Source organism: Chengkuizengella marina (genome assembly GCF_009910845.1).
Classification (GTDB): Bacteria; Bacillota; Bacilli; order Paenibacillales; family KCTC-33759; genus Chengkuizengella; species Chengkuizengella marina.
The window spans coordinates 29,267-55,466 of sequence record NZ_SIJB01000020.1 but is presented as its reverse complement, the minus strand read 5'-3'; the positions used below and the strand labels follow the sequence as shown (position 1 = coordinate 55,466).

Annotated in this window: 31 protein-coding genes; 9 read left to right on the top strand and 22 right to left on the bottom strand. The window is 32.4% G+C overall.

Annotated elements, in window-relative coordinates:
* Nucleotides 1-338 precede the first annotated feature (338 nt).
* From ERL59_RS20740 to ERL59_RS08810, 8 genes are all read right to left on the bottom strand, one after another.
* Nucleotides 339-758, bottom strand: a complete 420-nt coding sequence (locus tag ERL59_RS20740; RefSeq protein WP_201763514.1) for a DHH family phosphoesterase — start codon at nt 756-758, stop codon at nt 339-341.
* 26 nt (nt 759-784) lie between these two features.
* Nucleotides 785-916, bottom strand: a complete 132-nt coding sequence (locus ERL59_RS21295) for a hypothetical protein (protein WP_268894506.1) — start codon at nt 914-916, stop codon at nt 785-787.
* 101 nt (nt 917-1,017) lie between these two features.
* Nucleotides 1,018-1,428, bottom strand: coding sequence for a hypothetical protein (locus tag ERL59_RS08835; protein WP_160645843.1), 411 nt, complete (start codon nt 1,426-1,428; stop codon nt 1,018-1,020).
* 920 nt (nt 1,429-2,348) lie between these two features.
* Entirely contained in the window at nt 2,349-3,083 is a 735-nt protein-coding gene (locus tag ERL59_RS08830) for a hypothetical protein (protein ID WP_160645842.1), read from the bottom strand.
* Between the two features lie 100 nt (nt 3,084-3,183).
* Entirely contained in the window at nt 3,184-3,897 is a 714-nt protein-coding gene (locus ERL59_RS08825; protein ID WP_160645841.1) for a hypothetical protein, read from the bottom strand.
* A 12-nt stretch (nt 3,898-3,909) separates the two neighbouring features.
* Nucleotides 3,910-4,545: a hypothetical protein gene (locus ERL59_RS08820; RefSeq protein ID WP_160645840.1), complete on the bottom strand. Its 636-nt coding sequence runs from the start codon at nt 4,543-4,545 to the stop codon at nt 3,910-3,912.
* Between the two features lie 713 nt (nt 4,546-5,258).
* Nucleotides 5,259-5,594: a hypothetical protein gene (locus tag ERL59_RS08815; RefSeq protein WP_160645839.1), complete on the bottom strand. Its 336-nt coding sequence runs from the start codon at nt 5,592-5,594 to the stop codon at nt 5,259-5,261.
* An 83-nt stretch (nt 5,595-5,677) separates the two neighbouring features.
* Nucleotides 5,678-6,319: a hypothetical protein gene (locus tag ERL59_RS08810; protein WP_160645838.1), complete on the bottom strand. Its 642-nt coding sequence runs from the start codon at nt 6,317-6,319 to the stop codon at nt 5,678-5,680.
* Nucleotides 6,320-6,574: 255 nt separating this feature from the next.
* Between ERL59_RS08810 and ERL59_RS08805 the strand changes: the two genes are divergently transcribed.
* The 3 genes from ERL59_RS08805 (at nt 6,575) to ERL59_RS08795 (ending at nt 9,078) form a co-directional block, all read left to right on the top strand.
* The gene (locus ERL59_RS08805; RefSeq protein WP_160645837.1) at nt 6,575-7,300 is read left to right on the top strand and encodes an ABC transporter ATP-binding protein; all 726 of its coding nucleotides are present in this window, start codon (nt 6,575-6,577) and stop codon (nt 7,298-7,300) included.
* Nucleotides 7,297-8,322: an ABC transporter permease gene (locus ERL59_RS08800; protein ID WP_160645836.1), complete on the top strand. Its 1,026-nt coding sequence runs from the start codon at nt 7,297-7,299 to the stop codon at nt 8,320-8,322. The genes ERL59_RS08805 and ERL59_RS08800 overlap by 4 nt, the downstream gene beginning before the upstream one ends.
* Nucleotides 8,323-8,397: 75 nt before the next feature.
* Nucleotides 8,398-9,078, top strand: a complete 681-nt coding sequence (locus ERL59_RS08795) for a TetR/AcrR family transcriptional regulator (protein WP_328699922.1) — start codon at nt 8,398-8,400, stop codon at nt 9,076-9,078.
* Between the two features lie 66 nt (nt 9,079-9,144).
* On the opposite strand, the gene ERL59_RS08790 is transcribed toward ERL59_RS08795, so the two are convergent.
* From ERL59_RS08790 to ERL59_RS08780, 3 genes are all read right to left on the bottom strand, one after another.
* Entirely contained in the window at nt 9,145-10,299 is a 1,155-nt protein-coding gene (locus ERL59_RS08790; protein ID WP_160645835.1) for an MFS transporter, read from the bottom strand.
* A 146-nt stretch (nt 10,300-10,445) separates the two neighbouring features.
* Nucleotides 10,446-11,216, bottom strand: coding sequence for an aminoglycoside phosphotransferase family protein (locus ERL59_RS08785; RefSeq protein ID WP_160645834.1), 771 nt, complete (start codon nt 11,214-11,216; stop codon nt 10,446-10,448).
* A gap of 629 nt (nt 11,217-11,845) precedes the next feature.
* Nucleotides 11,846-12,268: an organic hydroperoxide resistance protein gene (locus ERL59_RS08780; protein ID WP_160645833.1), complete on the bottom strand. Its 423-nt coding sequence runs from the start codon at nt 12,266-12,268 to the stop codon at nt 11,846-11,848.
* 187 nt (nt 12,269-12,455) lie between these two features.
* Between ERL59_RS08780 and ERL59_RS08775 the strand changes: the two genes are divergently transcribed.
* The gene (locus ERL59_RS08775) at nt 12,456-13,928 is read left to right on the top strand and encodes an aminotransferase class I/II-fold pyridoxal phosphate-dependent enzyme (RefSeq protein ID WP_160645848.1); all 1,473 of its coding nucleotides are present in this window, start codon (nt 12,456-12,458) and stop codon (nt 13,926-13,928) included.
* Between the two features lie 51 nt (nt 13,929-13,979).
* Here the strand turns inward: ERL59_RS08775 and ERL59_RS08770 are convergent, their stop codons facing one another.
* Entirely contained in the window at nt 13,980-14,267 is a 288-nt protein-coding gene (locus tag ERL59_RS08770; RefSeq protein WP_160645832.1) for a DUF3055 domain-containing protein, read from the bottom strand.
* Nucleotides 14,268-14,465: 198 nt separating this feature from the next.
* Here ERL59_RS08770 and ERL59_RS08765 point away from each other — a divergent pair, with 198 nt between their 5' ends.
* On the top strand, nt 14,466-14,885 hold the full coding sequence (locus ERL59_RS08765) for a DUF1885 family protein (RefSeq protein WP_160645831.1): 420 nt from the start codon (nt 14,466-14,468) through the stop codon (nt 14,883-14,885).
* Between the two features lie 94 nt (nt 14,886-14,979).
* Here the strand turns inward: ERL59_RS08765 and ERL59_RS08760 are convergent, their stop codons facing one another.
* From ERL59_RS08760 to ERL59_RS08745, 4 genes are all read right to left on the bottom strand, one after another.
* Complete coding sequence (locus tag ERL59_RS08760) at nt 14,980-15,261, bottom strand: DUF1292 domain-containing protein (RefSeq protein WP_160645830.1); 282 nt, start codon at nt 15,259-15,261, stop codon at nt 14,980-14,982.
* Nucleotides 15,262-15,374: 113 nt separating this feature from the next.
* Nucleotides 15,375-15,971, bottom strand: coding sequence for a stalk domain-containing protein (locus ERL59_RS08755; protein WP_160645829.1), 597 nt, complete (start codon nt 15,969-15,971; stop codon nt 15,375-15,377).
* A gap of 116 nt (nt 15,972-16,087) precedes the next feature.
* Nucleotides 16,088-16,978: an alpha/beta hydrolase gene (locus ERL59_RS08750; RefSeq protein ID WP_160645828.1), complete on the bottom strand. Its 891-nt coding sequence runs from the start codon at nt 16,976-16,978 to the stop codon at nt 16,088-16,090.
* 26 nt (nt 16,979-17,004) lie between these two features.
* A complete protein-coding gene (locus ERL59_RS08745) occupies nt 17,005-17,346 on the bottom strand; it encodes a hypothetical protein (RefSeq protein ID WP_160645827.1) in 342 nt (113 codons plus the stop codon).
* A gap of 196 nt (nt 17,347-17,542) precedes the next feature.
* Between ERL59_RS08745 and ERL59_RS08740 the strand changes: the two genes are divergently transcribed.
* The gene (locus ERL59_RS08740; protein ID WP_160645826.1) at nt 17,543-18,286 is read left to right on the top strand and encodes an MBL fold metallo-hydrolase; all 744 of its coding nucleotides are present in this window, start codon (nt 17,543-17,545) and stop codon (nt 18,284-18,286) included.
* Nucleotides 18,287-18,347: 61 nt separating this feature from the next.
* Here ERL59_RS08740 and ERL59_RS08735 read toward each other — a convergent pair whose 3' ends face one another.
* Together ERL59_RS08735 and ERL59_RS08730 are read right to left on the bottom strand one after the other, a co-directional pair.
* Entirely contained in the window at nt 18,348-18,605 is a 258-nt protein-coding gene (locus ERL59_RS08735; protein ID WP_407925696.1) for a DUF3892 domain-containing protein, read from the bottom strand.
* A 72-nt stretch (nt 18,606-18,677) separates the two neighbouring features.
* Nucleotides 18,678-19,799 (bottom strand): conserved virulence factor C family protein, encoded by a 1,122-nt coding sequence (locus tag ERL59_RS08730; protein ID WP_160645824.1) that lies wholly within the window; start codon nt 19,797-19,799, stop codon nt 18,678-18,680.
* A gap of 230 nt (nt 19,800-20,029) precedes the next feature.
* Between ERL59_RS08730 and ERL59_RS08725 the strand changes: the two genes are divergently transcribed.
* On the top strand, nt 20,030-20,173 hold the full coding sequence (locus ERL59_RS08725; protein WP_160645823.1) for a hypothetical protein: 144 nt from the start codon (nt 20,030-20,032) through the stop codon (nt 20,171-20,173).
* Nucleotides 20,174-20,279: 106 nt separating this feature from the next.
* On the opposite strand, the gene cuyA is transcribed toward ERL59_RS08725, so the two are convergent.
* Nucleotides 20,280-21,299, bottom strand: a complete 1,020-nt coding sequence (gene cuyA / locus ERL59_RS08720) for a D-cysteate sulfo-lyase (RefSeq protein WP_160645822.1) — start codon at nt 21,297-21,299, stop codon at nt 20,280-20,282.
* A 247-nt stretch (nt 21,300-21,546) separates the two neighbouring features.
* On the opposite strand from cuyA, the gene ERL59_RS08715 reads away from it, so the two are divergent.
* Both ERL59_RS08715 and ERL59_RS08710 read left to right on the top strand, forming a co-directional pair.
* Entirely contained in the window at nt 21,547-23,079 is a 1,533-nt protein-coding gene (locus tag ERL59_RS08715) for an aldehyde dehydrogenase family protein (protein WP_160645821.1), read from the top strand.
* A gap of 54 nt (nt 23,080-23,133) precedes the next feature.
* The gene (locus ERL59_RS08710; RefSeq protein ID WP_160645820.1) at nt 23,134-23,754 is read left to right on the top strand and encodes a sterol desaturase family protein; all 621 of its coding nucleotides are present in this window, start codon (nt 23,134-23,136) and stop codon (nt 23,752-23,754) included.
* A gap of 30 nt (nt 23,755-23,784) precedes the next feature.
* On the opposite strand, the gene ERL59_RS08705 is transcribed toward ERL59_RS08710, so the two are convergent.
* The 3 genes from ERL59_RS08705 to ERL59_RS08695 all read right to left on the bottom strand — a co-directional run bounded on the left by ERL59_RS08705 (nt 23,785) and on the right by ERL59_RS08695 (nt 26,198).
* The gene (locus ERL59_RS08705; protein WP_160645819.1) at nt 23,785-24,264 is read right to left on the bottom strand and encodes a tetratricopeptide repeat protein; all 480 of its coding nucleotides are present in this window, start codon (nt 24,262-24,264) and stop codon (nt 23,785-23,787) included.
* 33 nt (nt 24,265-24,297) lie between these two features.
* Nucleotides 24,298-25,062, bottom strand: coding sequence for an ATP-grasp domain-containing protein (locus ERL59_RS08700; protein WP_160645818.1), 765 nt, complete (start codon nt 25,060-25,062; stop codon nt 24,298-24,300).
* A gap of 173 nt (nt 25,063-25,235) precedes the next feature.
* Nucleotides 25,236-26,198 (bottom strand): S-Ena type endospore appendage, encoded by a 963-nt coding sequence (locus ERL59_RS08695; protein WP_160645817.1) that lies wholly within the window; start codon nt 26,196-26,198, stop codon nt 25,236-25,238.
* Between the last annotated feature and the right edge of the window lie 2 nt (nt 26,199-26,200).

Below are 26,200 nucleotides of genomic sequence, written 5' to 3'. Positions count from 1 at the left end.
GGTTCAACGCCTTTTTTTATTGCTTGCTTCGCTTCCCTATTAATCCAGTTTTTAGAATCATTTAACGCTTCCTTACTTGGTTCGCTTCTAGTATTTAAAATAACCGTAACTTTCCCAACTTTTACAACGATCTGCTTGTTTGTATTCTTTAATATTTCCACAACAATTCCCCCTTTTTATACTTTCAAGGGAAAGTGTTGTAGGAATCATAACTATTGTGACGCTTTACGCCAAATTTCTTTCGAATCTCTTTGATCGACTTTCACTTGTTCGATTGATCGTTTGTTCGCTTCACACCAAAACGTAAATTCACGAAGTTCTTCAACCGTTAAATCATTTTATTCTGCGATATATGAAACAAGTGCATTCCAACGTTCTTCATTAATCTTGTCATGATTTGCTTCGAACCATACAAACGGATTTTTATGACGTTTACAACTATTCAAGGAAGCGTCCAACGGATATACATTTTCAATCGTTAAACCTCCATGTCCCCACGAAACAGGAATAAAATGATCGACCGTAAATTTTTTTGAATTGGTCAACGCACATTGTCCGCTAAAACGTTCAATAATCGAAACCTGATAGAACCGGAATAACGAATACTTAGAGCCGTGAAAATCGTCAATACTTTCGTAATTAAATTCAACTCCTGCGGCGTTTTTATGTCCGCCACCGCCAAGACGTTTTGCAATTTCACCCACGTCAATATTCGGTTTGCTACGCATTGAAATCTTTCGATTATTGGCATCAATCATGATAATTGCGTCCAAGTTCAAACGGTTCAATAATTCGTGACCCACTTCGGATAACGGTCAACAAATACAACACCAACTTGCTTATCACCTGTTAATTCATAGATAACGATTCCTTTTTCAAGTTTGTAAATATAACGTTCAATTGTTTTGTCTTCCAACTCAAGAAGTAGTTCTTCGGATTCCGTGAAATTGACAGGATTCGTAAGTCTAAAGCAACGATCTTCAAAACGATCTATTCCTAAAATATAAAAAAGACGATTTAATCGTTTTGAATCAGGGTGTGCATGTACCTAACGGGAATGCCTTTGATATAATTGTAGACTAACAATGTTCCGCTTGCATCTTCGTTAATAATTGCCCAATCGTATTTTTCCTGAATCCAACGATTCGTTTTATGATGATCAAGCAATATTTTTTCACCTATATAACGATCAATTCGTTCCGCCGTTTCAAGTTTGATTCCCAAGTCGGATATGATAATTTGTGGACGTTCATTTGTACGTCTTTCAATATGATCTAGTACTTTTACGATTTTTTCATCAACATGGTGATACCCGCAATAATAAACTTCACCACCGTATCCTGCGACCGATTGGAAAAGGATGCCACAACCAATTCTGTGGTTATGCGTAAACATGATTGCGATAGGTCTTAGTTTCATTGTGTTCAAAGTAAGTCACCCTTCGAAATGTTTTGTCTTACAACCGAAGGTGTTGTTTCGAAAGGGTGATATGTGACAGCTTAAATAAAAAAAATCGAAACCTAAGTTCCGATAATAAATTCAAATATATTTTCTTTTCGTAAAAATGTGAATTGGAAAAATGTTCGACAAATACGCGGATTTCGCATGACCACTGGGGGAAGACCATGCAATTCGTTTATTGATTTTATCGTTTGATAATACATTCAAGATATCCGTCAATTCACGGTGGAACTGCGGGGCGTCTTCAATCGTGACCCCCTTCGGAATCAAATTCCCTCCATTCTCGGGATTCATTTCTTCGGAAAAGTATTCATAAGCAAAGAACAACGAATCCTTTTCGCTTTGGTCAATTCGCTTCAATGCTTTTAATTCTTCGATATAATCAAGAAGTTGTGTTAATTGTCGTTCCTCAACTTCCCTTCGATCTTACGAAGACGGTTTAATAATTCGATTGCTTCCGCAATCAATTTCATTCGCTTCTTTCGTTCGTCACGATCTTCGATATATTTACGATCTATAATTCCAATCGGTTATTCCATTTAATCCCCCTCCTATCGGACAAATAAAAAGACGCCATTCCCGCCTTGTTTGGCATAAGAATAACATCTTGTTAAATTCGCTTAACTCATAATGAAGCAGCGCTAACATTTGTCAGTAGGATTTTGAGAATATCGGATAAAAAAAAGCGTCGATCGTAAGACCAACGCTTTGAAAGAAAATATGTTTATTAATTCTATTAAATTGTACTCTTTCCTTTAGCTCTGTACCTTAATAGGTCAAACATACTAAAAGTGAGTCAAATTTTATGCTTTGGATAAGACCGTAAAATTCCTAACCTCTTAAATTTTTGAATTTAACAGATATTACATCTAATTGTTATAATGAATCTATTCATAGAGCCCACCACTAATTGAGCCATCAGGAAAAACATAATGTAAATAAATTTTATTCTCACCAGATTTATTTGCAACGAAAATGCTATTAATTTTATCTTCTTTCAAACCAATATAAAGTTGAGCTTTAATATCACCTTTTTCCAAGCTTTCAATATCAGCAGTCCTAGATTTCTCTTCGAATTCATATCCTGAAATTGCTCCTATGTCATATCTCCATACCGTGTCAGAATTATCTTCATCATCAGAAAAAACTAAAGATGGTTCTTCTCCAAGAAGTTCTATTATATATTCTTTACTATATCCAACTTTCATAAGATATTTTATTTCCCAAACTTTTATTTCAGCTAAATCAGTATTATTCGGTTTTGACATGATAATAAGTTCGTTTGTATTATTTGAATAGATCACTCCTGCATCAAGGTTTTCGGATAAAAACTGAACAGGTAGATAATACTGACTGTTATAAAATAATGGTTTAATATTATCTGGATAATCAATGATATTTCCATTAATAAGTAGATTTACAGGTCGTTCCTTCACTCCCTTAGATTCTCCGTCTTCTGCTTCAATTATTTCTCTCTCTTCTGCTTCAATTATTTCTCTCTCTTCTGCTTCAATTAATTCTCCCTCTTCTACTTTTGTATAAGTATTTAAGGAAAATAGTGATGAAAAAAATAATGTTGATAATACCCCACCAATTAGAATTCCAAATAAAATTTTTTTCATATAGCCCTCTCCTCTCCTTAATTTGCTATAAGAAAACATTAAAAAAAGCATTAAGAAAAAATGTTAGGAGTCATTATTTTTCTTAATGCCAATACTATCACTACTTATCAGATTCCTTGCTTTCCTTTAATTTTTCCTTTTTTTCCTTTAATTTGTCCTCCTTTTCCTTTGACATAGGTTGTAATGTCGACTCTAAGCTTAATCCATATGCTAATTCATCTTTTAATTTTTGACCAGAAAGTTCTTTGAACTCCTTACTTGTTACATATATTCCTTTAGTTACTTCATTACACTCGCCTTCTTCACAAAGTAATGCTTCAGGTGACCACCTTGTAGGCGCATCCCTAAAATGTTTATCTACAATATCCTCATCAACAATGAATATACCTAATGCTTCTTGAGGTGCTTGCTCAATTCTTCTTGGTTCATATATTCCACTATATATAGGATGTACTGCGTTCTCATCAATTAAATGAGGGGAAAATGAACAATTAGCAATAACCTCAAGAGTAATACCCTCATATATACCTTTAAACTTATGATTTTGTTTAAATTTGTCTATTGATTGTTGTACCTTTTTTATCATTTTATCTGAGGTTAAGTTGTTACTGTTATCATGTGAAAAATTCTCAACACAAACAAGGTACTTATCTCTATTGGTTGTTTGCAAAATTCCAGATTTAAATTTACTTTTTTTATGCTCACTGCTAATTTCGTTAATTCCAACCAAAGTATTGTCATTTCCGAGTACATATCCTGCTGTCATAGTTAATATTAATACAACAATGCTAGTTAATAACAAATGTTTACGCATATTTATCCCCCCTTAATTAGATAGTATTTCTTGAGCTACAGTTTCCAGATCATTCGAAGTTGGTCTTGATGGATAATTACAAGCATAATGCATTGTGCTACCACCAGAAGGACAGGAACTATATCCATCTATCATTCCTAACAGATGCCCTAATTCATGATAAATAATCCCATCAGGAATTGTATTAATAGAGTACTCTCTAAAATTTATAATTCCGTAATCTGCATGCCATGTACCATCGGGTAAATATATTCCGCCTACACGATCAATACAATTAACTTGTTTACCGTCTACTAATCCACATTCTGCTGTTGTATCTTCCTCAATATAAAATCTGTAATTTATTGACGATAGATCACTAGAAGACTTTTTACTGCAATCACCAGAATCTATCAAAAAGTAAAGTTCACCATTAATCATTCCATCATAACCGGAATTATCATATAGGACATCTTCAAATAAAGATACGGCTGCTGAGTTAGTCATTCCAACTCTGGAATCAGATGTATCTATACACACAAGCTCAATAACTTGATTTTCATGAAAACCGCTTATATGCCTTTTAGGACTGTAAGGATGATGTGCAAATACTGTACTGCTAATTACAAAGAACAACAAAAAAAGAGAGACAATTAATTTTTTAGACAAGATTAAATACCTCCTAATTTAATAAAAATATATTGAAAACAGCGCTAGTTAACAAATGGGTTAATTTGTCGTAATATGTATAATTATAGTATTTATTCTATATCTTTTGTAATATTTTGTCTAGTATTATTTTCCTTAACATGTAAATAAATTTAATACTATTATGGGATAATTTAACTATATTTTATGGACAATAGTACCTCATTTGTATTACCTTCTTACTAAATTAATAAATTAGTAGGTTTGATATAAGAAGAATATTTAAAACCGTACTTAATATTTTATAATCATTTCAATGAATTTTAAAAAATTAACTGTCTATAAGATATTATGCATTATTAATCAAAAAAACACATTTATTTTACCGTAAATAAATGTATTTACTCAATTTTATTAATTGAAACTGCCTCTCTTTTTGAATTAAGCCTACGGAAAGTGAAGTTTGTAACATCAAATTTATTCAAATTTTTTTAAAACACAGATTATTTATCTTGATTAACTAAAAAAAATAAAAAAGAAAAGAACGCTTTTAACGTTCCTTCTCTATGTGTGCTTTCGCATTGTCCTTCTTACGTTATTACCAACCTGGATCATAACCGTTTAATGTTGGTGTTATTTCAATAAATTCAATAGGTAACGTACCTGTTGCAAGAAGAGTAACGAGAAGTAAGAACTTAATCATTCTTATTTTTTTCATTTTTTATCCCCCCTTCTTATTCTGAGGTATTCACTTTGTAATCAAGATTGTTGCCTAGTTTCTCAATAGTTGAGACGTCGATCATCTCTTTGTTATTAGTATATAAATCCATAATGAACTTTAAACATTCGCTTTCTCTAGCAATTAGGTCAACCTTGCCATATCGCTTCGCCGCTTCTAAATAGAAATTTATTCCTTCTTCTACTCTTTTTGTATGTATATAATAATCTCCTTTAAGTCTGAAATAGCGGGCTAACTCAGCCTTTTTAAATGGTGTAACATATGTAATAGATAACAGTCTTTCTTCCAGTTGAATAAGTTCTTCAATTGCTGATATATTTTTCGAATGCATGTATAGGTTGATTAATTGGTTCACATCATGTAGTAAGGTATTATCCCCACTATGAGGTAAATTCTCTTGGAGTAATGAAATAGCTAGAAGTTGATTTCCATTCGCAGAATTCCTTTTACATTGTCTTCCACTTCGGGAAGTGAAAATTCCTTATATTTTTCTAAGTATTCTTTTGTTTGTTCATAATTTTCTAAGAACTGCTCTTCACTCGTAAGGAATTCCTTAAAAAACAAAATACCTTTGCCCGATTCATACGTCGAACGAAGTTTGGAAAAATCATCTCGTTCGTAATAACTATTACATATAGCAAAAATAGTATTTGCCCTCATTCTAGTTTCCGTAATCGTTTCATTCAATGCATTTATGCCCATATCTACGCTATCTTTAAATAAACACAGGTTATAAGCATGAACCGAAAATTTATAATACATCACCCCAATAAGATAGGATTGCAACATACCCTTAGCAAGATAAGGCATGATTCCGTGTGCTCGTGAATATTCTATCATCACTTTATAGAGAGTTAACCTAATAGAAGGATTATTAATATGATCTATTTTATCATAAAACTTCTCTACTAATTCTAAACTATCTTCTACAGGAGATTGAAGGGCTTTCATAGCGACTTTAGTGATAATAGAAAGATTATTTTTTTCTACACTTTCATTAAGAATAGTAAATAAAACATCGGCTCTATCTTCAATCCCTATATATTGTTCAATCATTTCTTCATATGAAATGTTTAGTACAAAACCTAATTTTTTAATAGTTTCCCATGTTGGACGTTTAATTTGTCCCGATTAATTCGTGATATGCTAGCCTTGTCAACTTTAGATAATTCTTCTAATTGTACTAATGTCATTTCTTGATGTTACTCATTTTCTCGAGACATGATTTCTTATTTACAAATAAATCCAAAAAGTATATACTTACAATGAGTGATTACTCACTTTTTATAATAATTAGGGAGGGATGGTTAAATGACTGAATCTTGTATCCAAATAGAACAGCTTACTAAAAAGTTCAACAAAAAAACGATCCTTAATGAAATAACTTTAGACATTCCATGTGCTAAGATTACAGGACTATTAGGTCCATCAGGTGCAGGAAAAACAACTCTAATCAAGCAAATTGCCGGTATGGATACATCTGATCAAGGACATATTTACGTTTTATCCAAAAAAATGCCTTCATTAGATATAATTCATCGAATCGGGTATATGGCTCAATCGGATGCTTTGTACAATGAATTGTCTGCCTATGATAATTTAGATTTTTTCGCACAACTGTATGGTTTAAAAGGAAAAATTAAGAAGCAAAGAATCTATGAAGTCATAGAGCTAGTGGACTTAACTGCTGATTTAAGAAAAAAAGTAAGCAAATACTCAGGTGGGATGAAACGGCGTTTATCTTTAGCTATAGCTTTGGTGCATCAACCAGAAATTTTATTGCTAGATGAACCTACTGTAGGCATTGATCCAGTGTTGCGTCAATCCATATGGTCTGAACTTGAGATATTAAGTAATCAAGGAACAACGATTATCGTAACTACACATGTTATGGATGAAGCTGAAAAATGTCATCAATTAGCTATGCTTCGCAATGGAAGAATTATCGCTTTTGATACACCAAATAAGTTATTAGAAAATACCGAAACAAAAAGTATTGAAGAAGCCTTTCTTTATTATGGGGGGGTTAAAGCATGAGGATACGAGCTCTTGTATTACGTATAATAAAACAATTCATGAATGACAAAAGAACATTAGCCATGATCTTAATTGCCCCTATGTTTATATTATGGTTAATGTCACAAGTTTTTCATACTGATCAATATGAACCTACCATCGCTCTAGTAGATGTACCAGAACAAGTATCCATCCTTTTAAAAGAGGAGGATGTGGAATTATTATACTATACTTATTCAGACGCCGAGGTTGTCTTATCTAAGAGAGAAATAGATGCTATATTAACTTGGACATCCATAGGACCTGAAATTATGCTAGAAGGCAGTGATCCTTCTGCCAACAAATCTGTGTTAATGATCGTTCAAAATATAGCCAACGAAATTTCTCCAACATCAAATTCTTTACAAGCTTCTATCACTTACTTACACGGTTCTGAAGACATGACAGCATTTGACTCTTTTGGTCCGGTATTGATTGGAGTTTTTGCATTTTTCTTCGTATTTCTTACATCGGGTATTTCATTTTTAAGGGAACGAACAACAGGCACATTAGAACGTTTATTGGCAACACCTGTGAAACGATGGGAACTTGTAATAGGATATGTAATTGGATTTGGAATATTTTCTGTTATTCAAGCGGCACTCATTGCCTGGTTTTCCATTCAAGTACTTGATATGCTAATGATGGGGTCCATTTGGTTTGTTTTATTAGTCACTTTGTTATTAGCCTTAACTGCACTCACATTAGGCACTTTATTATCTGCATTTGCAAATAATGAGTTTCAAATGGTGCAATTTATCCCACTTGTGATTGTACCACAAGTATTTTTGTGTGGACTTTTCAATTTGGAAAGCATGTCAGAATGGTTGCAGTGGTTAAGTGTTTTGATGCCATTATCTTACGGTACAGATGCCCTGAGAGAAATTATGGTACGCGGAAGTGGATGGAGTGAAATCGCAATTGATGTTTATGTGCTCGTAGGATTTTCTATCACTATTATGATTACCAACATTTTTGTTCTAAAAAAATATAGAAAGATATGAAATACTCCAAAAAGTGAACAAAATTAAATAATGTATAGTCAGTTAAAAAAATTATAATACAAGGGAGGAAGCTTCGTGTCAGAATCAATGGAACAATGGATCGAAGAACTACTAAAAATCAACGATGAAGATGAAAAGAAAACAGATAAACAAATGAAAATTATTACTGCAGCCATTGAAATTTTTGCTAAGAAAGGATATTCCGCTTCCTCTACAAATGAAATAGCGAAGAAAGCAGGTGTAGCTGAGGGAACGATTTTTCGCCATTATAAAACGAAGAAAGAATTATTGATTTCGATTGTCGCACCAATGATGACAAAACTTGTAGCTCCATTCATATTACGAGATGTTGAAAAACTCTTAGCTAGTTCACACCACTCATATGAGCATTTTTTAAGAGAATTAATGAGCAATCGAATTCAGTTTATTAAAAAAAATACTTCTATAATAAAAATACTACTACAAGAAATTCCCTTTCAACCTGATTTACAAGCTTTATTTGTTAAATATGTAGCTTCAAACGTCTATACGAAACTTTATAAAATTGTAGAACATTTTCAAAGTAAAGGAGAAATTATATCAGTCCCCCCTCCATCCGTCGTTCGATTTACAGTAACCACAATCATGGGACATTTGTTAGTAAGATATTTTATTCTTCCTGATTTGAAGTGGGATGATGAAAAAGAAATAGATCATACGATACACTTTATTATGTATGGTATAAGTAATACCCCAAAAGAGGATGAAAGCTCTTAATTCAGTTTTATAAGGTAAAAAAAGAAGCTATCTTATTGGATAGCTTCTTTCTGGTTGAATATTAATTTAGGCAGGCTCAGTATTCATTTCTACTTTTTTGTAAGTTATTACAAGTTGAATTGCGGCAACACTTATAACTGCTCCTATAATAAAAGGTAAAGTTACGTTTATTGCGAATAAAGCCGAAGCAAAAAGGGGTCCTGCTATTCTACCTAAACTATCCATAGAAGAATTTAAACCTGTTGCAACCCCCTGACCTACTTTTGTTTTTTGAGTAATTAAAGAGATGACACAAGGCCTAATAAAAGCGTTACCTGCAGCAAAAACAGATAAATATAAAGAGGCTGTCCATAAATCTTTTGAAAAAAGCAATAATATAAAACCAAGTGCTGATAGTAATAATCCAAATTGTATAAATTTAGATTCAGAACCTGGTTTAACATATCTACGTATTACTCCACCTTGAATCAGAGCTCCAACAATTCCACTTATCAAAAACATAATGCCAATCTTTTCAGACGTTGCATCAAATCTAAGATCCACATAATAGATTAAAGTTCCCTCAAGCCCAGCTAAAGTAAACGTTACAAGAAAGGACATAATGTATAAATATTTCATCGGACCTGTAAATGCTGACCAACGTGAAACCTTTTCTTTTGCTTTATTCATCCTTTGCTCTTTAGATAAGGATTCTGTCAGATAAAGCAACACAAAGATAAAAGTTATAAAGGCAAGACCGGAAGAAACAAAAAATGGCGTTTGCGTGCTAATTGTACTTAATAATCCCCCGATAGCAGGTCCAAATATAAAACCAAGACCAATGGACATCCCAACGAGTCCCATTGCTTTTGTCCGTTTTTCATTTGTTGTAATATCCGCTACATACGCTACTGCACATGAGGTTACAGCACCAGAAAAGAATCCGCCCAATATTCTAGATATGTACATTAACCATAAACTTTCTATCGAAAGTGCAAAAATAAAAAAACTTATACTGAATCCTAGAATTCCAATTAAAATGATCGGCCTTCGACCCCAACGGTCAGAGAGTTTTCCCCAAATTGGAGACATAATAAAAGAAACCGCAGAATATAGGGCCAACATCATATTCATGTGAAACACAGTCACTATTTCTATTTTGGGTAGTACTGGGATAATAATAGCAAAGCCAATAAAAGTCGTAATCAGTAAAACCATGATGATACCAATCTTTTTCTGCAACTTAACTCCTCCAAGTTCCAATCAACATATAAAAAGCCTTATATTATCGTACCATATTTTTTTATTTTGTAAAAATGAATATGTGTTGAACAATCCCACCACTTAACACTTTGCGTTTAGAGTGGGGGATTCCTAAGTACAGAAACCTAGAAAAATTCATATAACCCCTCATCAAAATATTGAAACTCTTCATTCGATACCTTATAACGTTTATAACCCTCATAAAAAGCACTTTTGTATTCTTCATTATTCACAAAGCTACTAATCGCTAAGGATTCATCATATCGAGGGTCCCCAACCGTCATTCCAGCTACATCAATAAATAATCTGACTTCACCATCTAATACGAGTACATTATCAGTTGTACAATCTCCATGAATCATCGTTTGCTCTAATGATAGAGGTTTATTCAATTTTAATTGCTGCAACAGTTCTAAGCTACCCTCTGTTTGTCCACTTTCCACATAATTCTCAGCCTTTATCAACTGCTCAACTAACCAATCATTTTTACGATTTAGTGATTCAATTATATTTGTTTCATGAAGACAATAAAGTAGATGACCAAAGCTCCTAATTAAGGATTTCTTTTCTGTTTTATTTTTCGCTTTCTTTAAAGCAGAAGATAGTGTAATTCCATTCTCAAACGACATAATTAAATGAGAACTATCTCTTTCCTCAATTATTCCATAGTATATAGGGACTGGAATTTGGTTACTATTATTTAGCTTTTCTAATACCTGAGCTTCATTTATTAACCACTCTCGGTATTTTTCCTCAAACGAACTTTTTAATAAATAGGATCCATTATCTGTAATTATTTGACGTACTTCTGAAGTACAGCCTTGTTCATCAAGTACATTAACTCTATGTATTTGACCTACTATTTTTTTTAACTTCACTTCTAATTGTTTATTCACTGGTCCTACACCTCCACTTTACACTTGAGTATTAAAATGTAATGTTTTATATCTATTCTTTATTTCCCTCTATCATTTCAACTTCTCTTCAACTAACGCACTCTTTAGTTCAATAAGATGTTAATATGTATTCAGTCATTTTCCCATCTTCATTAAGCACCTTTTCTACCCTCATGAATATCCCCGCTCTTACTTAATTAATTAACTATATAAAAAACTACTATTATACCAACCTTAATTCATGTTTAGTTAGTATATTACATAGATAATCATTTAATCAAGCGTAAAAAAGAGCATACATGATTTATATACTAACTTAGTTTAACCTCTTATACTATTATGTATTTAACTCTATTATTATTAAAATCTATTATTACATATATAACTCGATCAATGAATATGGCAAGATGGGCATTCCCAGCATTTAGAACAAAATTGCCTTTAAGTGAATGTTGTAGATACAGCAATCACATCTTTGCCATACCATTTTGCTTTAAAACAAATAGATAGTTAAACTATTCAACATAAAGAAAACTCGCCGATTGACGAGTTCAAAACTTTTATTGAATGAACAATTAATATCTATCAGAGGTTGTTCAAGAAACCTTGAGATTTTTGAAAAAACATCATTATTGTGCTAATAATAGTTTTACTTCTATATTACCTCTCGTTGCTTTAGAATATGGACAGACTTGATGAGCAGCCTTAACGAACTCCAATGCACTTGCTTGGTCAATACCTTCAATTTTCACTAGTAATTCTACTGCTAATTTGAATCCCCCATCATCTGGATCCTTGCCGATTGAAACTTTTCCAGTCACTGCAGTTGATTTAACTTCCACTTCTTTCTTCCTAAGCACTACTTTTAATGCACTATCAAAACAGGCTGCATAACCAGCGGCAAATAATTGCTCTGGATTTGTAGCATGTCCCCCTGAACCTCCTAACTCTTTAGGAGCTGTTAACGGTATATTTAAAACACCATCATCTGAAACAACCTTTCCATCTCTTCCTTCTGTAGCAGTTACAGTCGCTGTGTACAATACATCCATGTTTGTTACCTCCAAAATATATTTACATCGTACAAATATCATTGTCTATTTTATGCAGTTTTCAAAGATCTACTCATTTGAAAGTACATCCTCCATGATCTGAAAAAAAGGTGAAAATTCATTTTATTTTTGGTATACTCTAGCTTGTTTAGTATTAATTTAAATTTTGAAGGAATGAAGCAAGTTGATGAATCAACAACATCGTACCCCTCTATTTACATCTTTAGTTAAACATGCACAAAAGAAACCTTATCAATTTCATATTCCTGGTCATAAGACAGGGGAAGGTATGGATGAAGAATTTAAGGACTTTATTGGAAACAACGCTCTTTCTATTGACTTAATTAATATTGCACCTTTGGATGATCTCCATCAACCTACTGGTATTATTCAGGAAGCACAGCAATTGGCAGCGGAAGCTTTTGGTGCAGATTATACCTTTTTTTCAGTACAAGGTACTAGTGGAGCGATAATGACGATGATTATGTCCGTATGTGGACATGGTGATAAAATCATTGTTCCAAGAAATGTTCATAAATCCATTTTGTCTGCAATTATTTTTGCAGGAGCGAAACCAGTTTTTATCTACCCTACTATGGATGAAAAATTAGGCATTGCACATGGGATAACAACTCAAGCAGTACAACGAGCATTAGAAATTCATCCGGATGCAAAAGCAGTGCTTGTTATCAATCCCACTTACTTTGGAATTGCAGCAAACCTAAAAGAAATTGTTAATATCGCACATTCTTATGCTATTCCAGTGCTAGTCGATGAAGCTCATGGCGTGCATATTCATTTTCATGACAAACTACCTCTATCTGCAATGCAAGCAGGAGCAGATATGGCTGCAACTAGTGTTCATAAACTCGGGGGATCTCTTACGCAGAGCTCTGTTTTGAATGTAAAGGAAGGACTGGTTGATGCGAAAAGAGTCCAATCCATTATGAGTATGTTAACTACAACATCTACCTCATATATTTTATTAGCATCATTAGATACTGCCCGTAAAAATTTAGCTATGAATGGAGCTCAGATGGCTGAGTTCAGTTTATCCTTAGCTGATTATGCGAGAAAACAAATTAATGAAATCAAAGGGTTTTATTGTTTTGGAGAAGAAATACTTGGAAGTGAGGCAACTTATGATTACGATCCGACTAAATTAACTATTCATCTGCAGGGAATTAAACTATCTGGATATGAAGTTGAAAATATATTGAGGGATAAATATAACATTGAAGTAGAATTAAGTGATATGTATAATATTCTTTGTATTATTACACCGGGTGATACGATTGAAAAAATAAATTGGTTGATTGAATCTCTTCGACATCTCTCTGTAAAACACTATAACCAAAACGAATTAAAAAATTTATTTGTAAAAACACCAGAAATCCCGCAGCTATCTCTCTCACCACGGGATGCCTTTTATGCAGACACTGAGGTAATACCGTTTCAAGAATCTGTAGGTAGAATAATTGCTGAATTTATTATGGTATATCCACCAGGGATTCCAATACTGTTACCAGGTGAAATTGTGACTCAGGAAAACATTGATTATATAAATGAACATTTAGAGGTTGGTTTACCTATTCAAGGACCTGAAGATAAAACAATTAAACATGTGAAAGTTATCGTAGAAACGTCAGCCATTCGTTAATGTTAATACCTTATAAAAGGTGAGGGGCTTTGAGGACATGAAACTAAATGATCAATATTGAGCAAGATTAGGTACAGAAGGTATTCTATGTTTTAAAAAGTCTGAAAGTTCCTCTGCCTCCACCTCATTGATGCCAAAAATACGTTGTAAATAATCTAAATTGTCTAAATCATCAAAGCATAGTAGTGAAGATCTACCTGTTTGCATACAAACTACAAGTGGTTTACCAAAAAAATTATCAGTGTAAACAAAAGCAAAATCGTATCGGAAATTTTCAGAAGTAAATCCAATAAAATTAACATGTGTATTTTCATTTACATCATATAATTTATCGAACATACTTTCACCTCCTATTATTTTCTGAAGATTGTTTACAATTCATTATATCATAAATCTATACATAATTTATAATTATTAATAAATAGTAACAATATATTCATATCTTCAATATATTCGTTGTAAATGTTACCATCTGATGTTATGATGTTTATGAAAAAAAGCTTGTAGTTAGGTATAAAATTAAGGCGGGTGTCTAATTTGAGTCAAAGCGCATACATAAAATTCAAAGAGAAATCAACGCTAACATCTATAACCTTAGATGAAGTAAAAGCGCAATTATTAACTTATAAAGAACAAGTCAATAATACGGGTCAACAATTGGGGTGGGATTATGGTGAGGCTGCATTTCCCTATACAATTGAAACAAAATCAGATTCTGAAGGAAAATGGTTTTATCTTAAAGGAATCAATCATCTGTATAAGTATATTATTGTAGGGGTTGGCAATATGACTCAAGATGATGATGAGCAATCATACATACAAGTTGTTTTACCCGATGGTTGTACCCATGGAGATAAAGCAAAAGGTAATGAATTATGTAAATATTTAGGAAAAAAATTCAAAGCTGAACTTCAATTATTTAATGGACGTAAAATGTACTTTAACCCACGTAAGTAGAGTAAAGTCTATATGAAAATATTCATTTAGCCATTTAATATGTATAAAAAACCGTTTAATGAAGTATAAACAGTTCATTAAACGGTTTTTATATTTATGATTTTTTATTTTCTTCTGCAACAATTTCCTCATAAATCGTTACAACTCGTTGCCATTCTTCATCACTCTCAATGGGTTCAAGAAAAGTTTCTTCATCTTCTTCAACCAGTTTAAAAATAACGCCATCACCTTCTGGATTGTTATTATCAATTAATACAGCATATTGATCATCAACTACCGAAAATGTATAAACAATTGACATTTCATATTCATTACCTTGGTCATCTGTAATAATAAAACTTTGTTCATCATCTTGATGGCTTAATTCTTCCGTCATTTTTACCTCTTTTCTAGTAGATGTTCATCATACTATGTGTTTTGTGTATTTTTCTAAAAATCACGTATGTACACACATATCGTACCATGAACAGTTAATGAAATCAATTTGCTTTATTCTGCAGTAAATACTTTTTGACCTACAAGAGAAAACTCATTGTTTGCAGACAATTTCATATAAACATTTACAGTATATTCGCCTGTGATTTTAGCTGTAAACTTAATATTCGGAGTGTACAACCACATATTTTCATTTTGTTCAGTCAAATCTGGCTCAGTATATTTATGCACAATAGTACCAAATGGATCAACAATTTCATATTTTAGAGAATCTATATCTTTTAATAAAGTATCAATTTGAGTAAAGATAAAAAACTCATTTTCATCGTTTTTAGGTACTGTTCCAAATGTACCTAATGACCCATCTTTTAGTCTGGTTAATAATGATACTTGGACATTTGGCTTGTAGATGGAAACAGTATCTGTATCTTTGTCATATTCAACCATTGCGTGAAGTTTATTCGCTATATCTCGAAGTGGCAACATGGTCGTCCCTTCAATATTTAAAGCGGGTTTGGATAACAGTTGCCCATTGACTTCTACAGAAATTTCCTTTCCGCTGTATTGTTTAATTTTACTGTCGGCAGCAACAGTTGCAGCCCCTAAAACGGATAGACCTATTATAAGTAAAAACGTACGTTTGAATTTCATACTTGTCAAACCTCCAAATAATTTCTTCTTAATAATGTTATACTCTCATATCAAACAAGAGTTGCGTAAATACCTAAATTTTTTTAAAAGAAGATTTAGAAAATATCAGATTTATATTAATCAGATATTTTATTAAAAAATGATATGACTTTATTTGTGTATTCTTCTGGATATTGTTGAAATGAACGAACATGTACTCCACATTTCGTTTTCCAAAATTCAAACTTATCAGGGTGTTTATTAAACATCTTTTCACTTTCTTTATAAGAAATAGATTGATCGCCCTCACTATGAATAAATAAAATAGGTCTTGGATAAACATCATCCACAGATTTGATGGGTGAAACTTCCTCTGGTTTAATCCTAACTAGAGGTCTTAATAAGTTTATAATTAAAGGTGTGAATATAAAATTTGGTAAATTAGACCATGTTGCTAAATTAGTTCTTAAATAAGTTTTCAGATCATGGTAAGGACTATCTGCTATTATTCCTGTCACAGAAGATTCTTTAGCCGCTGCTTGAATTGCAGTAGAAGCGCCCATGGATACACCAAGCAATCCAACTTTCCCTTTTTTATTTTGTTGTATCCAATCAATGGCTCCTAATACATCATACTTTTCAAATTGCCCTAATGTAGTTAAACTCCCACTAGAGTCACCAGAATTTCTTAAGTCAAATAAAAGAACATTATAACCTGCTTTAACTACCGATTGAGCTAAACATAAAAATGGAAAATTGTCTTGTTCCCTATTTTTTGTATAACCATGGACAAAAATGATGGTCATCTTGGCAGGTTCAGTTGAATGATTAGGTATAAACCATCCCTTTAGTTTAGTTATCTGATCTCTACTTTTAAACTCAACATTTGTATGATGAAGATCATAGCTTAGAGGAGAATCTAAGATGAGTTGCTTTTTAGGGTGAGTTAACTGCCACCCTACATACATGGCAATGAAAACACACCCTATCAACACGAATATAATAATAATACTTATAACTATAATCAATATGTTAACAACTCCCGTAGAATGTATTATTTAATCATTAAAGCATCTAATTTTTCTTCACATTTACTTTTTAATACGGCAGGCATAATCTCACAATGATGTTCATAACCTTCAAAAACATACATGACATGAACATTTTTGTTATTTAAAACTTCTTCAATCATAATTTTACAGCCAATCTGCTTTATTCTTTTTTTTATACGTATATGGTCATGAAGCACCACTTTATGTAATCGATCAAGAAATGTATTCCAAAAGCGATTTAACTTCATGAATTCAATTACTTTTTTATCAAAATCCATTGCTTTTAACAAATACAATGATACTATATATTCATGAATCATTCGATTGATATTTGATTCTTTCATTTTCATCCAACCTTAAAGTGTTTTCATCAATTATTATATAGAACATATGTTTGTTTTATCAATGTTAATATATGCTAATAAAAGGACTTTCATGTACTTAAAAAATTCTGTATTTTAAATATTATTATGGTAACTTTATAAAATGAACCTTTACGGGAGAAACAAATTGAAAAAATAAGTGGGGAGGGGACATATGATGAGCATACAAATACAAATGATTGGAACGGGAAGTGCTTTTTCAAAAAAATACTTTAATAACAATGCATTGGTCTACGCTGATGATTTTACCCTTTTAATTGATTGTGGCATCACAGCCCCTATGGCTTTACATCAATTAAACAAAACAGTTCAAGAAATCGATGGGATATTAATTACTCATTTGCATGCTGATCACGTAGGTGGATTAGAGGAATTAGCCTTTCAAGCGAAATACTTATACAATATAAAACCAAAACTTTTTATTTGCTCTAAATTGTTACCTATTTTATGGGAAAACAGTTTAAAAGCAGGGTTAAGTGATGGAAGAGGAAATAAGTTAGAAGATTTTTTTGAGGTCATTCCGATAATTGAAAATGAAAATACGATGATCACTCCGTCTTTAAATATAGAAATGATACAAACAAAGCATATTCCAAATAAATTAAGTTACTCATTATTTATTAATGATCACATATTTTATAGCGCAGATATGCAATTTGATCCTGACTTGCTTGCACAAATTCATAAAGAAAGACATTGCAAAACCATTCTTCATGATTGCAGTTTAGAGGAGCCTGGAAAAGTCGAAGTACATGCTAGCTTGAGCCAACTTTTAACTCTTCCCGAACAGATTCAAAATAAAATCTTACTTATGCATTATGGCGATAATATGGAGGAGTTTATTGAGAAAACAGGGAGTATGTCATTTATAGAGCAACAAAAAAAATATACAATTATTTAAATATTATTCATTTAAAAATTAACTAAAAGCCAGCTAATAGTTAGCTGGCTTTTTCAATATATTAAAATATAGGTAATTGATCTAAATTATTACTTGGATCACCATCCGCATCTCCACGTAAATAGGTTTCACCGTCTCTCCCTTTAAATGCATTCACTCCACTAATATTCCCATTTTGTACTTCTTGCAAGGCTTGTTGATAACCTAACGTTCTTCCATCGGATGTTTTAAATTCAGTTAAATCTCCATCTCCATTTTTTCTTACAGCTACAATTTCAACACGGTTTCCTTGATTTTGATTATTTTGCATTGAACTCATCCCCTTAGTTGAAAAATTGGTATTGCTGTTACATTTATATTTTTTACAGAAAGAAGAGATTTATGCTAGTATTTATTTCCGACTCTTTGTCATCTGTTGCCAAACAGTTCCAGCGGCTTCTTCACCGCTTTTTATTCTTTCCAAAGCCATTTTCACTTGTAAACTGACTTCAAATTCTGAATCATTTTCAGCCTCTTCCAATGCTTCTATAGCTGTTTCATTTCCTACTTCATACAAGAAACGAGCTGCTCTCCAACGAACTAATTTATTTACATCTTTTAATGCTTTTATCATGGGGTCAATTGCTTTTGGGTCTCCAATATCTGAAATTGTATCACCAGCTGTTCTTCTTACAGAAACAGACGTATCATTTAAAGCTTCAACCAACAAAGGCAATACCTTATCGTTTTGAATTTCTCCTAAATAAACAACAGATAAACGTCTAATTGAGGCTTTAGAATCCTTTAAAGTTTTTGAAATGATGGGGAGAATTTCAACAGCAGGTTCCATTTGATCTAAGGCAGCAAATCTTTTTCTCCAATCTGGGTCATTCAATGCTTTTTTTGCTTCCTCTAAAGTCAATTTACCAATAATCATTGGGGTATCATCAACATTCTTCTGTTGTGCTTGTTGTAATAACCCTTTTATTCTATCATCGTTATAAGTTGCTTCTAATTCATCTAATACTTCCATAGCGATTTCTTTAGGTTTTCCATAACGAATTCCCCATTCCTCCAACTTTCTTTCTTTTATTAAATTTGGAGAGGCTAAACCTGCTTCAATAGCAGCACTGGTAAATCTTTCAGGTAAGGTTTCACGAGCTTCTTCCATTTCGGATTTCACTCTAATTTGCATAGGAATCTTTCGAAAAGTTTGTACATAAACTTTCACTTCTCCAAAACCTTGATTCATTGAATCAAAATCATTTATAGCTTGTCCCTCTCCAAATATATCCTTTACTTGTTCTAATATTTTTTTCCAATCTGCGTTTGGTACTCGATCAACTGCCAAAAAATCCACAGTATGAAAAATGGAAATAACTCCTTCTATATCTAGTATTTGTTTCATCAATTCAGGTGCGTTTTCTTTATTTTCTGAAGTATAAGTTTTTCGTATCCCAGTTGGAAGAGACTCATCTATATTGATTTTCATAGAATTTGGACTTGGTGTAGGTTCTATTGAAATGATTTTCATTATATTCCTCCTCTAAAATTTAACAAAATTAATAGTGCCTAAATAAGACACGTATAAAAAAACTTACTGGTGTAAAAATAATATTTATCGCTGGGGAATAGCCAAGTGGCATGGTGTATATGACAATGATAGTCATTATCTAGGTTCAAATCCTAGTTCCCCAATTTAATTACATTAAAGTATTATTTTTACCTTATCATAATTATAAACAAAACAGAGGAGATAATAAAATGAATTCAAACGAATATCAGATTGCTCAATTAAGTAATGAACAGATTAAAGAAATAAAACAATTAGAAAGCAAAATTAAAAAGAAATCAGGAGATGAGGTAACTTTGATTGCCTATTCTAATACAATTGAAAAAACTCCATAAAACGTTATAACTTCTTAAATTAAAAAAAGTCCTTCAAAAGAAGAACTTCTTTAACAAAATAGATTGGACTTTCTGTCCAATATAATTGGAGTTTTTTATTTATGGTCTAACTACTATGTACAACAAAATCATTTAAAACGGTTTTAGTATATGCATAAAGCGCAGGGGAACCACCAGTATGAACAAAAAGAATTTGATCATCTGAATTAAAATATCCTTGTCTAATTAAATCAATCATTCCTGCCATTGTCTTTCCTGAATATACTGGGTCAAGTAAAATCCCCTCAGTTCTGGCAACTAATTGAACTGCCTCAATCATTTCATCTGTAGGTAAGGAATAGCCAGGTCCTACATAATTATCAAAACAAACAACCGTATCTCTAGGAAGTTCCTCTCGAATACCAACATGTTTTGCAACTTGTTTAGCAAGGTCATAAATCAAAGTTTCCTGTTCATCTTTATTTCGACTTACATTAATCCCTATAATTGGAATCTGACTATTTGTTCCAAAAAAACCTGCAATAAGCCCAGCATGGGTACCTCCACTACCACTAGCTGTAATGACATGGTCAATTTGTATCCCTTTTTGAAAAGATTGATTTTGAATTTCTTCTGCACAAGCTACATACCCCGTTGTCCCGATTTCATTTGAACCTCCCCCAGGGATAATATAAGGTGTTTTTCCCTGTTGCTCAAGATTCTCTTTTACTTCCTCCATGACTTCTTGAAGATTAGATCCCTTAGGTACAACAGTAACATGATCCACTCCTAACAGTTTATATAAAAAATTGTTGCCACTAGCATCTGGATCGTATGTATTAGGTACATGTTCTTCTAACACAAGATGACAACCCATCTCTTCCTTCACAGCTGCTGCTAATGTTAGTCTACAATGGTTGGATTGAATCGCTCCACATGTAATTAAAGTATCAGCTCCATTAAATAATGCATCTGCCACTAAAAATTCAAGTTTTCTTGTTTTATTCCCACCAGAAGTAAGACCAAGTAAATCATCTCTCTTCATGAATATAGCAGGGCCACCCAAGTGTTTTGATAAATTATTTAATGGTTCAATCGGTGTATCAAAATGCGTATATCTTCTTCTAGGAAATTTAGCTAAATTCATCTTTCTTTACTCCTTTACTTAGGAAATTTTTGAATCGATAAAATATTAAGTTTTTCCATTTTTGTAATCTTAAGCCTTATGATTATTTTAATGTGAACAAGCTAAATTTTCTAATAATAACTACTTATAGTCATTATAAGAAATTATTTTTATACCGATGGTTGAATAAAAATAACATGAAAAACTAAATGACTATTTGAGTATACTATAATATAATTAGATTAATTAAATATAGGAGGAACCTAAGATGGAAGCATTAGAGGTAATGAACCCAATTAGTGGTGATACGATTGGCTTTGTGAATACTACTCCACTCCATACTACGACTCTTATGTATGATCAAGCCAGAAAAGCATTTAATATTTGGCAAAATAAATCAATTAAAGAACGTTTGCATTACATATCAAAATTAAAACATACTATCGTTGAACAATTAGAAGAGGGTATTGATATCATACATCAAGATGCGGGAAAACCTAAAGTAGAAGCGATTACAGCAGATTTATTTACTGTATTAGATACGATTGCCTACCTAGAAAAACATGCAGAAAAAACTTTGAAAATACAAAAAGCAAAAACACCTATTGCACTTATTGGGAAAAAATCCTACACTTCTTATCATCCCCGAGGAGTTGTTTTAGTCATCTCCCCTTGGAATTACCCCTTCCAGCTTGCAATGAATCCAGTCATAAATGCACTGCTAGCAGGCAATTGTGTCATACTTAAACCTTCAGAAGTTACTCCACTTGTGGGACAGTGGATGGAAAGTTTATTTGAACAAGCAGGATTTCCAGAACATGTCATACAAGTGGCACATGGAGGAAAAGAATTAGGTGCGAAACTAGTCTCTGAAAAACCTGATTATATCTTTTTTACAGGTTCAGACCGAACAGGAAAAATGATACAACAAGAAGCAGCAAAGCACCTCATACCAACATCCTTAGAATTAGGAGGAAAAGACCCTATGATTGTGTTCCAAGATGCTCATTTTGATCGAGCTGTTAGAGGTGCATTGTGGGGATCATTAACGAATTACGGTCAAGTATGTATGTCTGTTGAACGTATTTATGTAGAAAAAAAAATTTATGAATCATTTATTTTAGAATTAAAAAATGAGCTTCAGAAATTAAAAACAGAACCCTCAGATGATGCTGACTTAGGGTCAATGACATTTGAGAACCAACTTCAAGTTGTACAAAATCATGTTACTTCTGCTGTTTCAAAAGGGGCTAAAATCTTTAGCGGAAACCGTTCTACACTACATGAGCAAAAAGGGATGAGAATTGAACCGGTAATATTAACTAATGTTAACCACGAAATGGAAGCCATACAAGAAGAAACCTTTGGTCCAGTAATTAATGTCATTCCGTTTGAAAATGAAGCGGAAGTGATTCAGTTGGCAAATGACACTCGTTATGGACTCAGTGCCAGTGTTTGGAGTAAAGATCTAAATAAAGCCAAAAGAGTAGCAGGGAGATTAGCTGCTGGGAGTGTTGTAGTTAATGATGTCATTATAACCATTGCAAATCCATATCTACCTTTTGGCGGCATAAAAGATAGTGGTATAGGAAGGTATCACGCGCAGGTTGGTTTACAAATTTTTTGTCATCAAAAATCAATAATGGTTGATAGGGGCATCAAAAAATCTGAAGTGAACTGGTTTCCCTATGAAGGAAAACTACCTCATTTTAAAAATTTTATAACGAGCTGGTATGGAAAAAGAAAAAATGTGATTAAATTTCTCTCATCTTATTTTCAACTACTTAGAAAATCAAAATGATCGAGCCTCAAAGGAATTGCCAGTTATGGTTAATAAAAAAAGTTGGAGGTTAATATGATGAAATATATTAAAGAGTTTTTTAGTATCAGAGACATTCAGATTACTTCTATTACTTTTCTTACCTTACTCCTCATCACAGTGCTTAATTTAACAAACGGTAGATTGTGGATAGCTATGCTTCTTGGGATTATTGGATATGCCATCACTGAATATTTGATACATCGATTTTTGTTTCATATGAAACCCCCCCGAAAAAACTTTCTTTTAAACTTAATGAAGCGCATACATTATCACCACCATGCTCATCCAAATGATTTGAACTTATTATTCCTTCCTGTATGGTATAGCTTTCCTATTTTTATAACTGCTGGGATCATTGTATTTCTTATCACATTTGAACTATTGATAGCGATTGCATTTACTACTGGAGTCCTATTTTATTTATTATATTATGAATGGTCACATTATGTTGCACATCGCCCAATCACACCCATTACTCCTTGGGGGAAATTTATGAAACGAATGCATTTATGGCATCATTATAAAAATGAACAGTATTGGTTTGGCGTCACTCACCCCACATTTGACGTGTTATTTAACACGTACAAAAATGAAAAAAAAGTAGAAAAAAGTGACACCGTGCGTGATTTGGAAAAACGTGATTTAAAAGCTTAAACTTAAAAAACATGGTAGATATATAACTTATTAATGCCAAACTCTATCTAGTTTATCAGAATAAAAATCAATAGCCCTTTTATACTCACCAATTTTATGATCATTTGTAGTTTCTGTTATATTTTTCAGAAGAATTTCCATGGCTTTATGATGTTCGTTTAAGTTATACAAAGTCATACTATAAAACACTTTTAACGCATTATTATTTGGGAATTCTTCTATTGCTTTTTGAAAAAGATATTTGGACTTTTCATATTCACCTAGTGTTCTGTATGTACTTCCTAAACCAAGGTATGCATCCTCTAATTCTTCTTTAGACAATCCTAGAGCAATGGCCTTTTCATAATAAGGTACCGCTTCTCTCTCTTTCCCCATCACATCAAAACTCCATGCTACCTGATAGTTTATTGTAGCATCATTGGGATGCAACACAACCAACTGCATTAATATGCCATTGGACTCTTCATTTTTACCCTCTTTTCGTAGTTGAATTGCTTTTTCAATATTCATATTATTTTTAATACCTCAGCTTTTTATGTTTTTTTATAATTTCTCCATAATAAAATCAAATATTTTTTGTTCAAGGGAAACTTTATGTTTTTGGATGCCTTGATTTCCAAATAAAATATTAAATTCTAAAATATATGGTTTTTCATTATCGAAAATCACATCAAAACCAGCATGATTAATCCCAAGTTTCTGAGACACGTCTAATACTAGTTGAATTGTTTCATCTGGTATATTGTCATACAATACCATTCCACCTTGTGCTACATTATGATGAAAACCGCCAGTTTCCACCACTCTCCAATAAGCAGTCACAACTTCGTTCCCAATCACACAAATTCGTAAATCTCGATCATTAGGTATGTATTCTTGTATGTATAAAACATCTACTTTCTCTGCGTATTTCTGTAAATCTTGTTCATTCCGTATCAAAAACACACCTTGCCCCATTGAGTTTTTAATTTCTTTAGCAACAAATGGAAGAGGAAAGGTTTCCATTATATAACGTCTATTTTCATCTGAGTTACTTAATATTTCTGTATATGGGATCTGTTCAGGGCAAATGGCCTTCAATACACGAGTCATCTCAATTTTGTTATGACCTAAATGGTAAGACTCAATGCTAGGGAAAATCTTTTTTTTCAAACCATAAACTAGAGAATTCACCTGCCAGTATTCAGGAAATAACAGAAAATCCGCCTCTTTAATTTTTTCAATATCCTTATACATATTTAGTGGTTTTATATAGGAAATATTAGGAATACCTATCGTTCTCAGGGGGTTAAAAGTAACTAGTTTCATATTTTGTTGTATCCTCTCTTAAAGCTTTCCTTCAAATTTTAACAGAAAGAAATCGTGTCAGCAATGGAGGTTTTGCTATTGAATTTATTGTTCCTAAAAAAAGAAGTAGCCAGTAATGTCAAGACTACTTTTCCCCTATATTCTTGTTTTTATCTCCTCAATATATATAATTATCAATTTGCTTTATTAAATGAAGATATTCTAAATAATTTCTGCCACCATCTTTTCTTCTTATTTCTTGTTGGTTTTTTCATTGAGGTTTCTTCAATAACTTCTGTCTTTAATTTTTCTTCAGAATCTATAGTTTCTTTAGCTTTTGTTACTAATTTCTTTGGATATTTATTAGTAGTTTCTATATTCTCTTGTTTTATTTTTTTTGATATAGATAAATTTAGAGCCTTTTGATTCTCATTCATTTCCTTCAAAACTGTTAAAAAAAGTTCATCTCTTCTATTTATTGTTTTGTCTAAATTTTTCAACTGATAATCAAGTTTATCAACTATTTTACTCATTTCCTTAGAAAATCTTACATCGTTAACTTTAGTATTACGTCGTCCTTGTAGTTGAATATTTTCAGTTGCAGTTGGTTCAAACGTCTCTATACGATCCCTATTTTTAGTTTTTATAGACCTAATTTCTGTATCGTAAAATGAGTGCCTTCTTATATCATGATTTACTTTTTCCCGATCAAGTTTAGTACAAACTGTGAAAACAAAATCAAGTTGAACAGTACCTGTACAGTTGTCTGTATTAGAGCCCATGCATACTATATCCACTCGTATGATATCCGCTAATGTAGTTGTAAAGGATGATCTTGGTTCAATTTCTGTAATTAGAGGTGTCATGGAGTATAAAATTTCAATTGCTACTTGCATCGTACATGTATCGCTTGTATTCACAATCGTAATGGCACCTGAAGGCAATGATATTCCACTTGTTTTTTCTCCTACAAAAATAGGTGTAGGCATAATATCGTCACAGGCTTTGTTGATAGGAATACAACGACTGATCTGTAAGGTTCTTTTACTTGGTTTTTTTTTGCATTTTTTTCTACACTTTCGTTTTTTACGAGTAGATTTTGTAGAGCAGTGAACATTGACGTTTACACTACAATTATTTTTCCTCATTCTACTCAAAG

Coding starts and splice junctions, on each gene's coding strand:
- ERL59_RS20740 (WP_201763514.1), bottom strand. CDS start 758: ATGATTGATGCCAATAATCGAAAGATTTCAATGCGTAGCAAACCGAAT.
- ERL59_RS08830 (WP_160645842.1), bottom strand. CDS start 3,083: ATGAAAAAAATTTTATTTGGAATTCTAATTGGTGGGGTATTATCAACA.
- ERL59_RS08825 (WP_160645841.1), bottom strand. CDS start 3,897: ATGCGTAAACATTTGTTATTAACTAGCATTGTTGTATTAATATTAACT.
- ERL59_RS08815 (WP_160645839.1), bottom strand. CDS start 5,594: ATGCATTCGAAAAATATATCAGCAATTGAAGAACTTATTCAACTGGAA.
- ERL59_RS08810 (WP_160645838.1), bottom strand. CDS start 6,319: ATGATTGAACAATATATAGGGATTGAAGATAGAGCCGATGTTTTATTT.
- ERL59_RS08805 (WP_160645837.1), top strand. CDS start 6,575: ATGACTGAATCTTGTATCCAAATAGAACAGCTTACTAAAAAGTTCAAC.
- ERL59_RS08800 (WP_160645836.1), top strand. CDS start 7,297: ATGAGGATACGAGCTCTTGTATTACGTATAATAAAACAATTCATGAAT.
- ERL59_RS08780 (WP_160645833.1), bottom strand. CDS start 12,268: ATGGATGTATTGTACACAGCGACTGTAACTGCTACAGAAGGAAGAGAT.
- ERL59_RS08775 (WP_160645848.1), top strand. CDS start 12,456: ATGAATCAACAACATCGTACCCCTCTATTTACATCTTTAGTTAAACAT.
- ERL59_RS08770 (WP_160645832.1), bottom strand. CDS start 14,267: ATGTTCGATAAATTATATGATGTAAATGAAAATACACATGTTAATTTT.
- ERL59_RS08760 (WP_160645830.1), bottom strand. CDS start 15,261: ATGACGGAAGAATTAAGCCATCAAGATGATGAACAAAGTTTTATTATT.
- ERL59_RS08755 (WP_160645829.1), bottom strand. CDS start 15,971: ATGAAATTCAAACGTACGTTTTTACTTATAATAGGTCTATCCGTTTTA.
- ERL59_RS08745 (WP_160645827.1), bottom strand. CDS start 17,346: ATGAAAGAATCAAATATCAATCGAATGATTCATGAATATATAGTATCA.
- ERL59_RS08740 (WP_160645826.1), top strand. CDS start 17,543: ATGAGCATACAAATACAAATGATTGGAACGGGAAGTGCTTTTTCAAAA.
- ERL59_RS08735 (WP_407925696.1), bottom strand. CDS start 18,605: ATGAGTTCAATGCAAAATAATCAAAATCAAGGAAACCGTGTTGAAATT.
- ERL59_RS08730 (WP_160645824.1), bottom strand. CDS start 19,799: ATGAAAATCATTTCAATAGAACCTACACCAAGTCCAAATTCTATGAAA.
- ERL59_RS08725 (WP_160645823.1), top strand. CDS start 20,030: ATGAATTCAAACGAATATCAGATTGCTCAATTAAGTAATGAACAGATT.
- cuyA (WP_160645822.1), bottom strand. CDS start 21,299: ATGAATTTAGCTAAATTTCCTAGAAGAAGATATACGCATTTTGATACA.
- ERL59_RS08715 (WP_160645821.1), top strand. CDS start 21,547: ATGGAAGCATTAGAGGTAATGAACCCAATTAGTGGTGATACGATTGGC.
- ERL59_RS08710 (WP_160645820.1), top strand. CDS start 23,134: ATGATGAAATATATTAAAGAGTTTTTTAGTATCAGAGACATTCAGATT.
- ERL59_RS08705 (WP_160645819.1), bottom strand. CDS start 24,264: ATGAATATTGAAAAAGCAATTCAACTACGAAAAGAGGGTAAAAATGAA.
- ERL59_RS08700 (WP_160645818.1), bottom strand. CDS start 25,062: ATGAAACTAGTTACTTTTAACCCCCTGAGAACGATAGGTATTCCTAAT.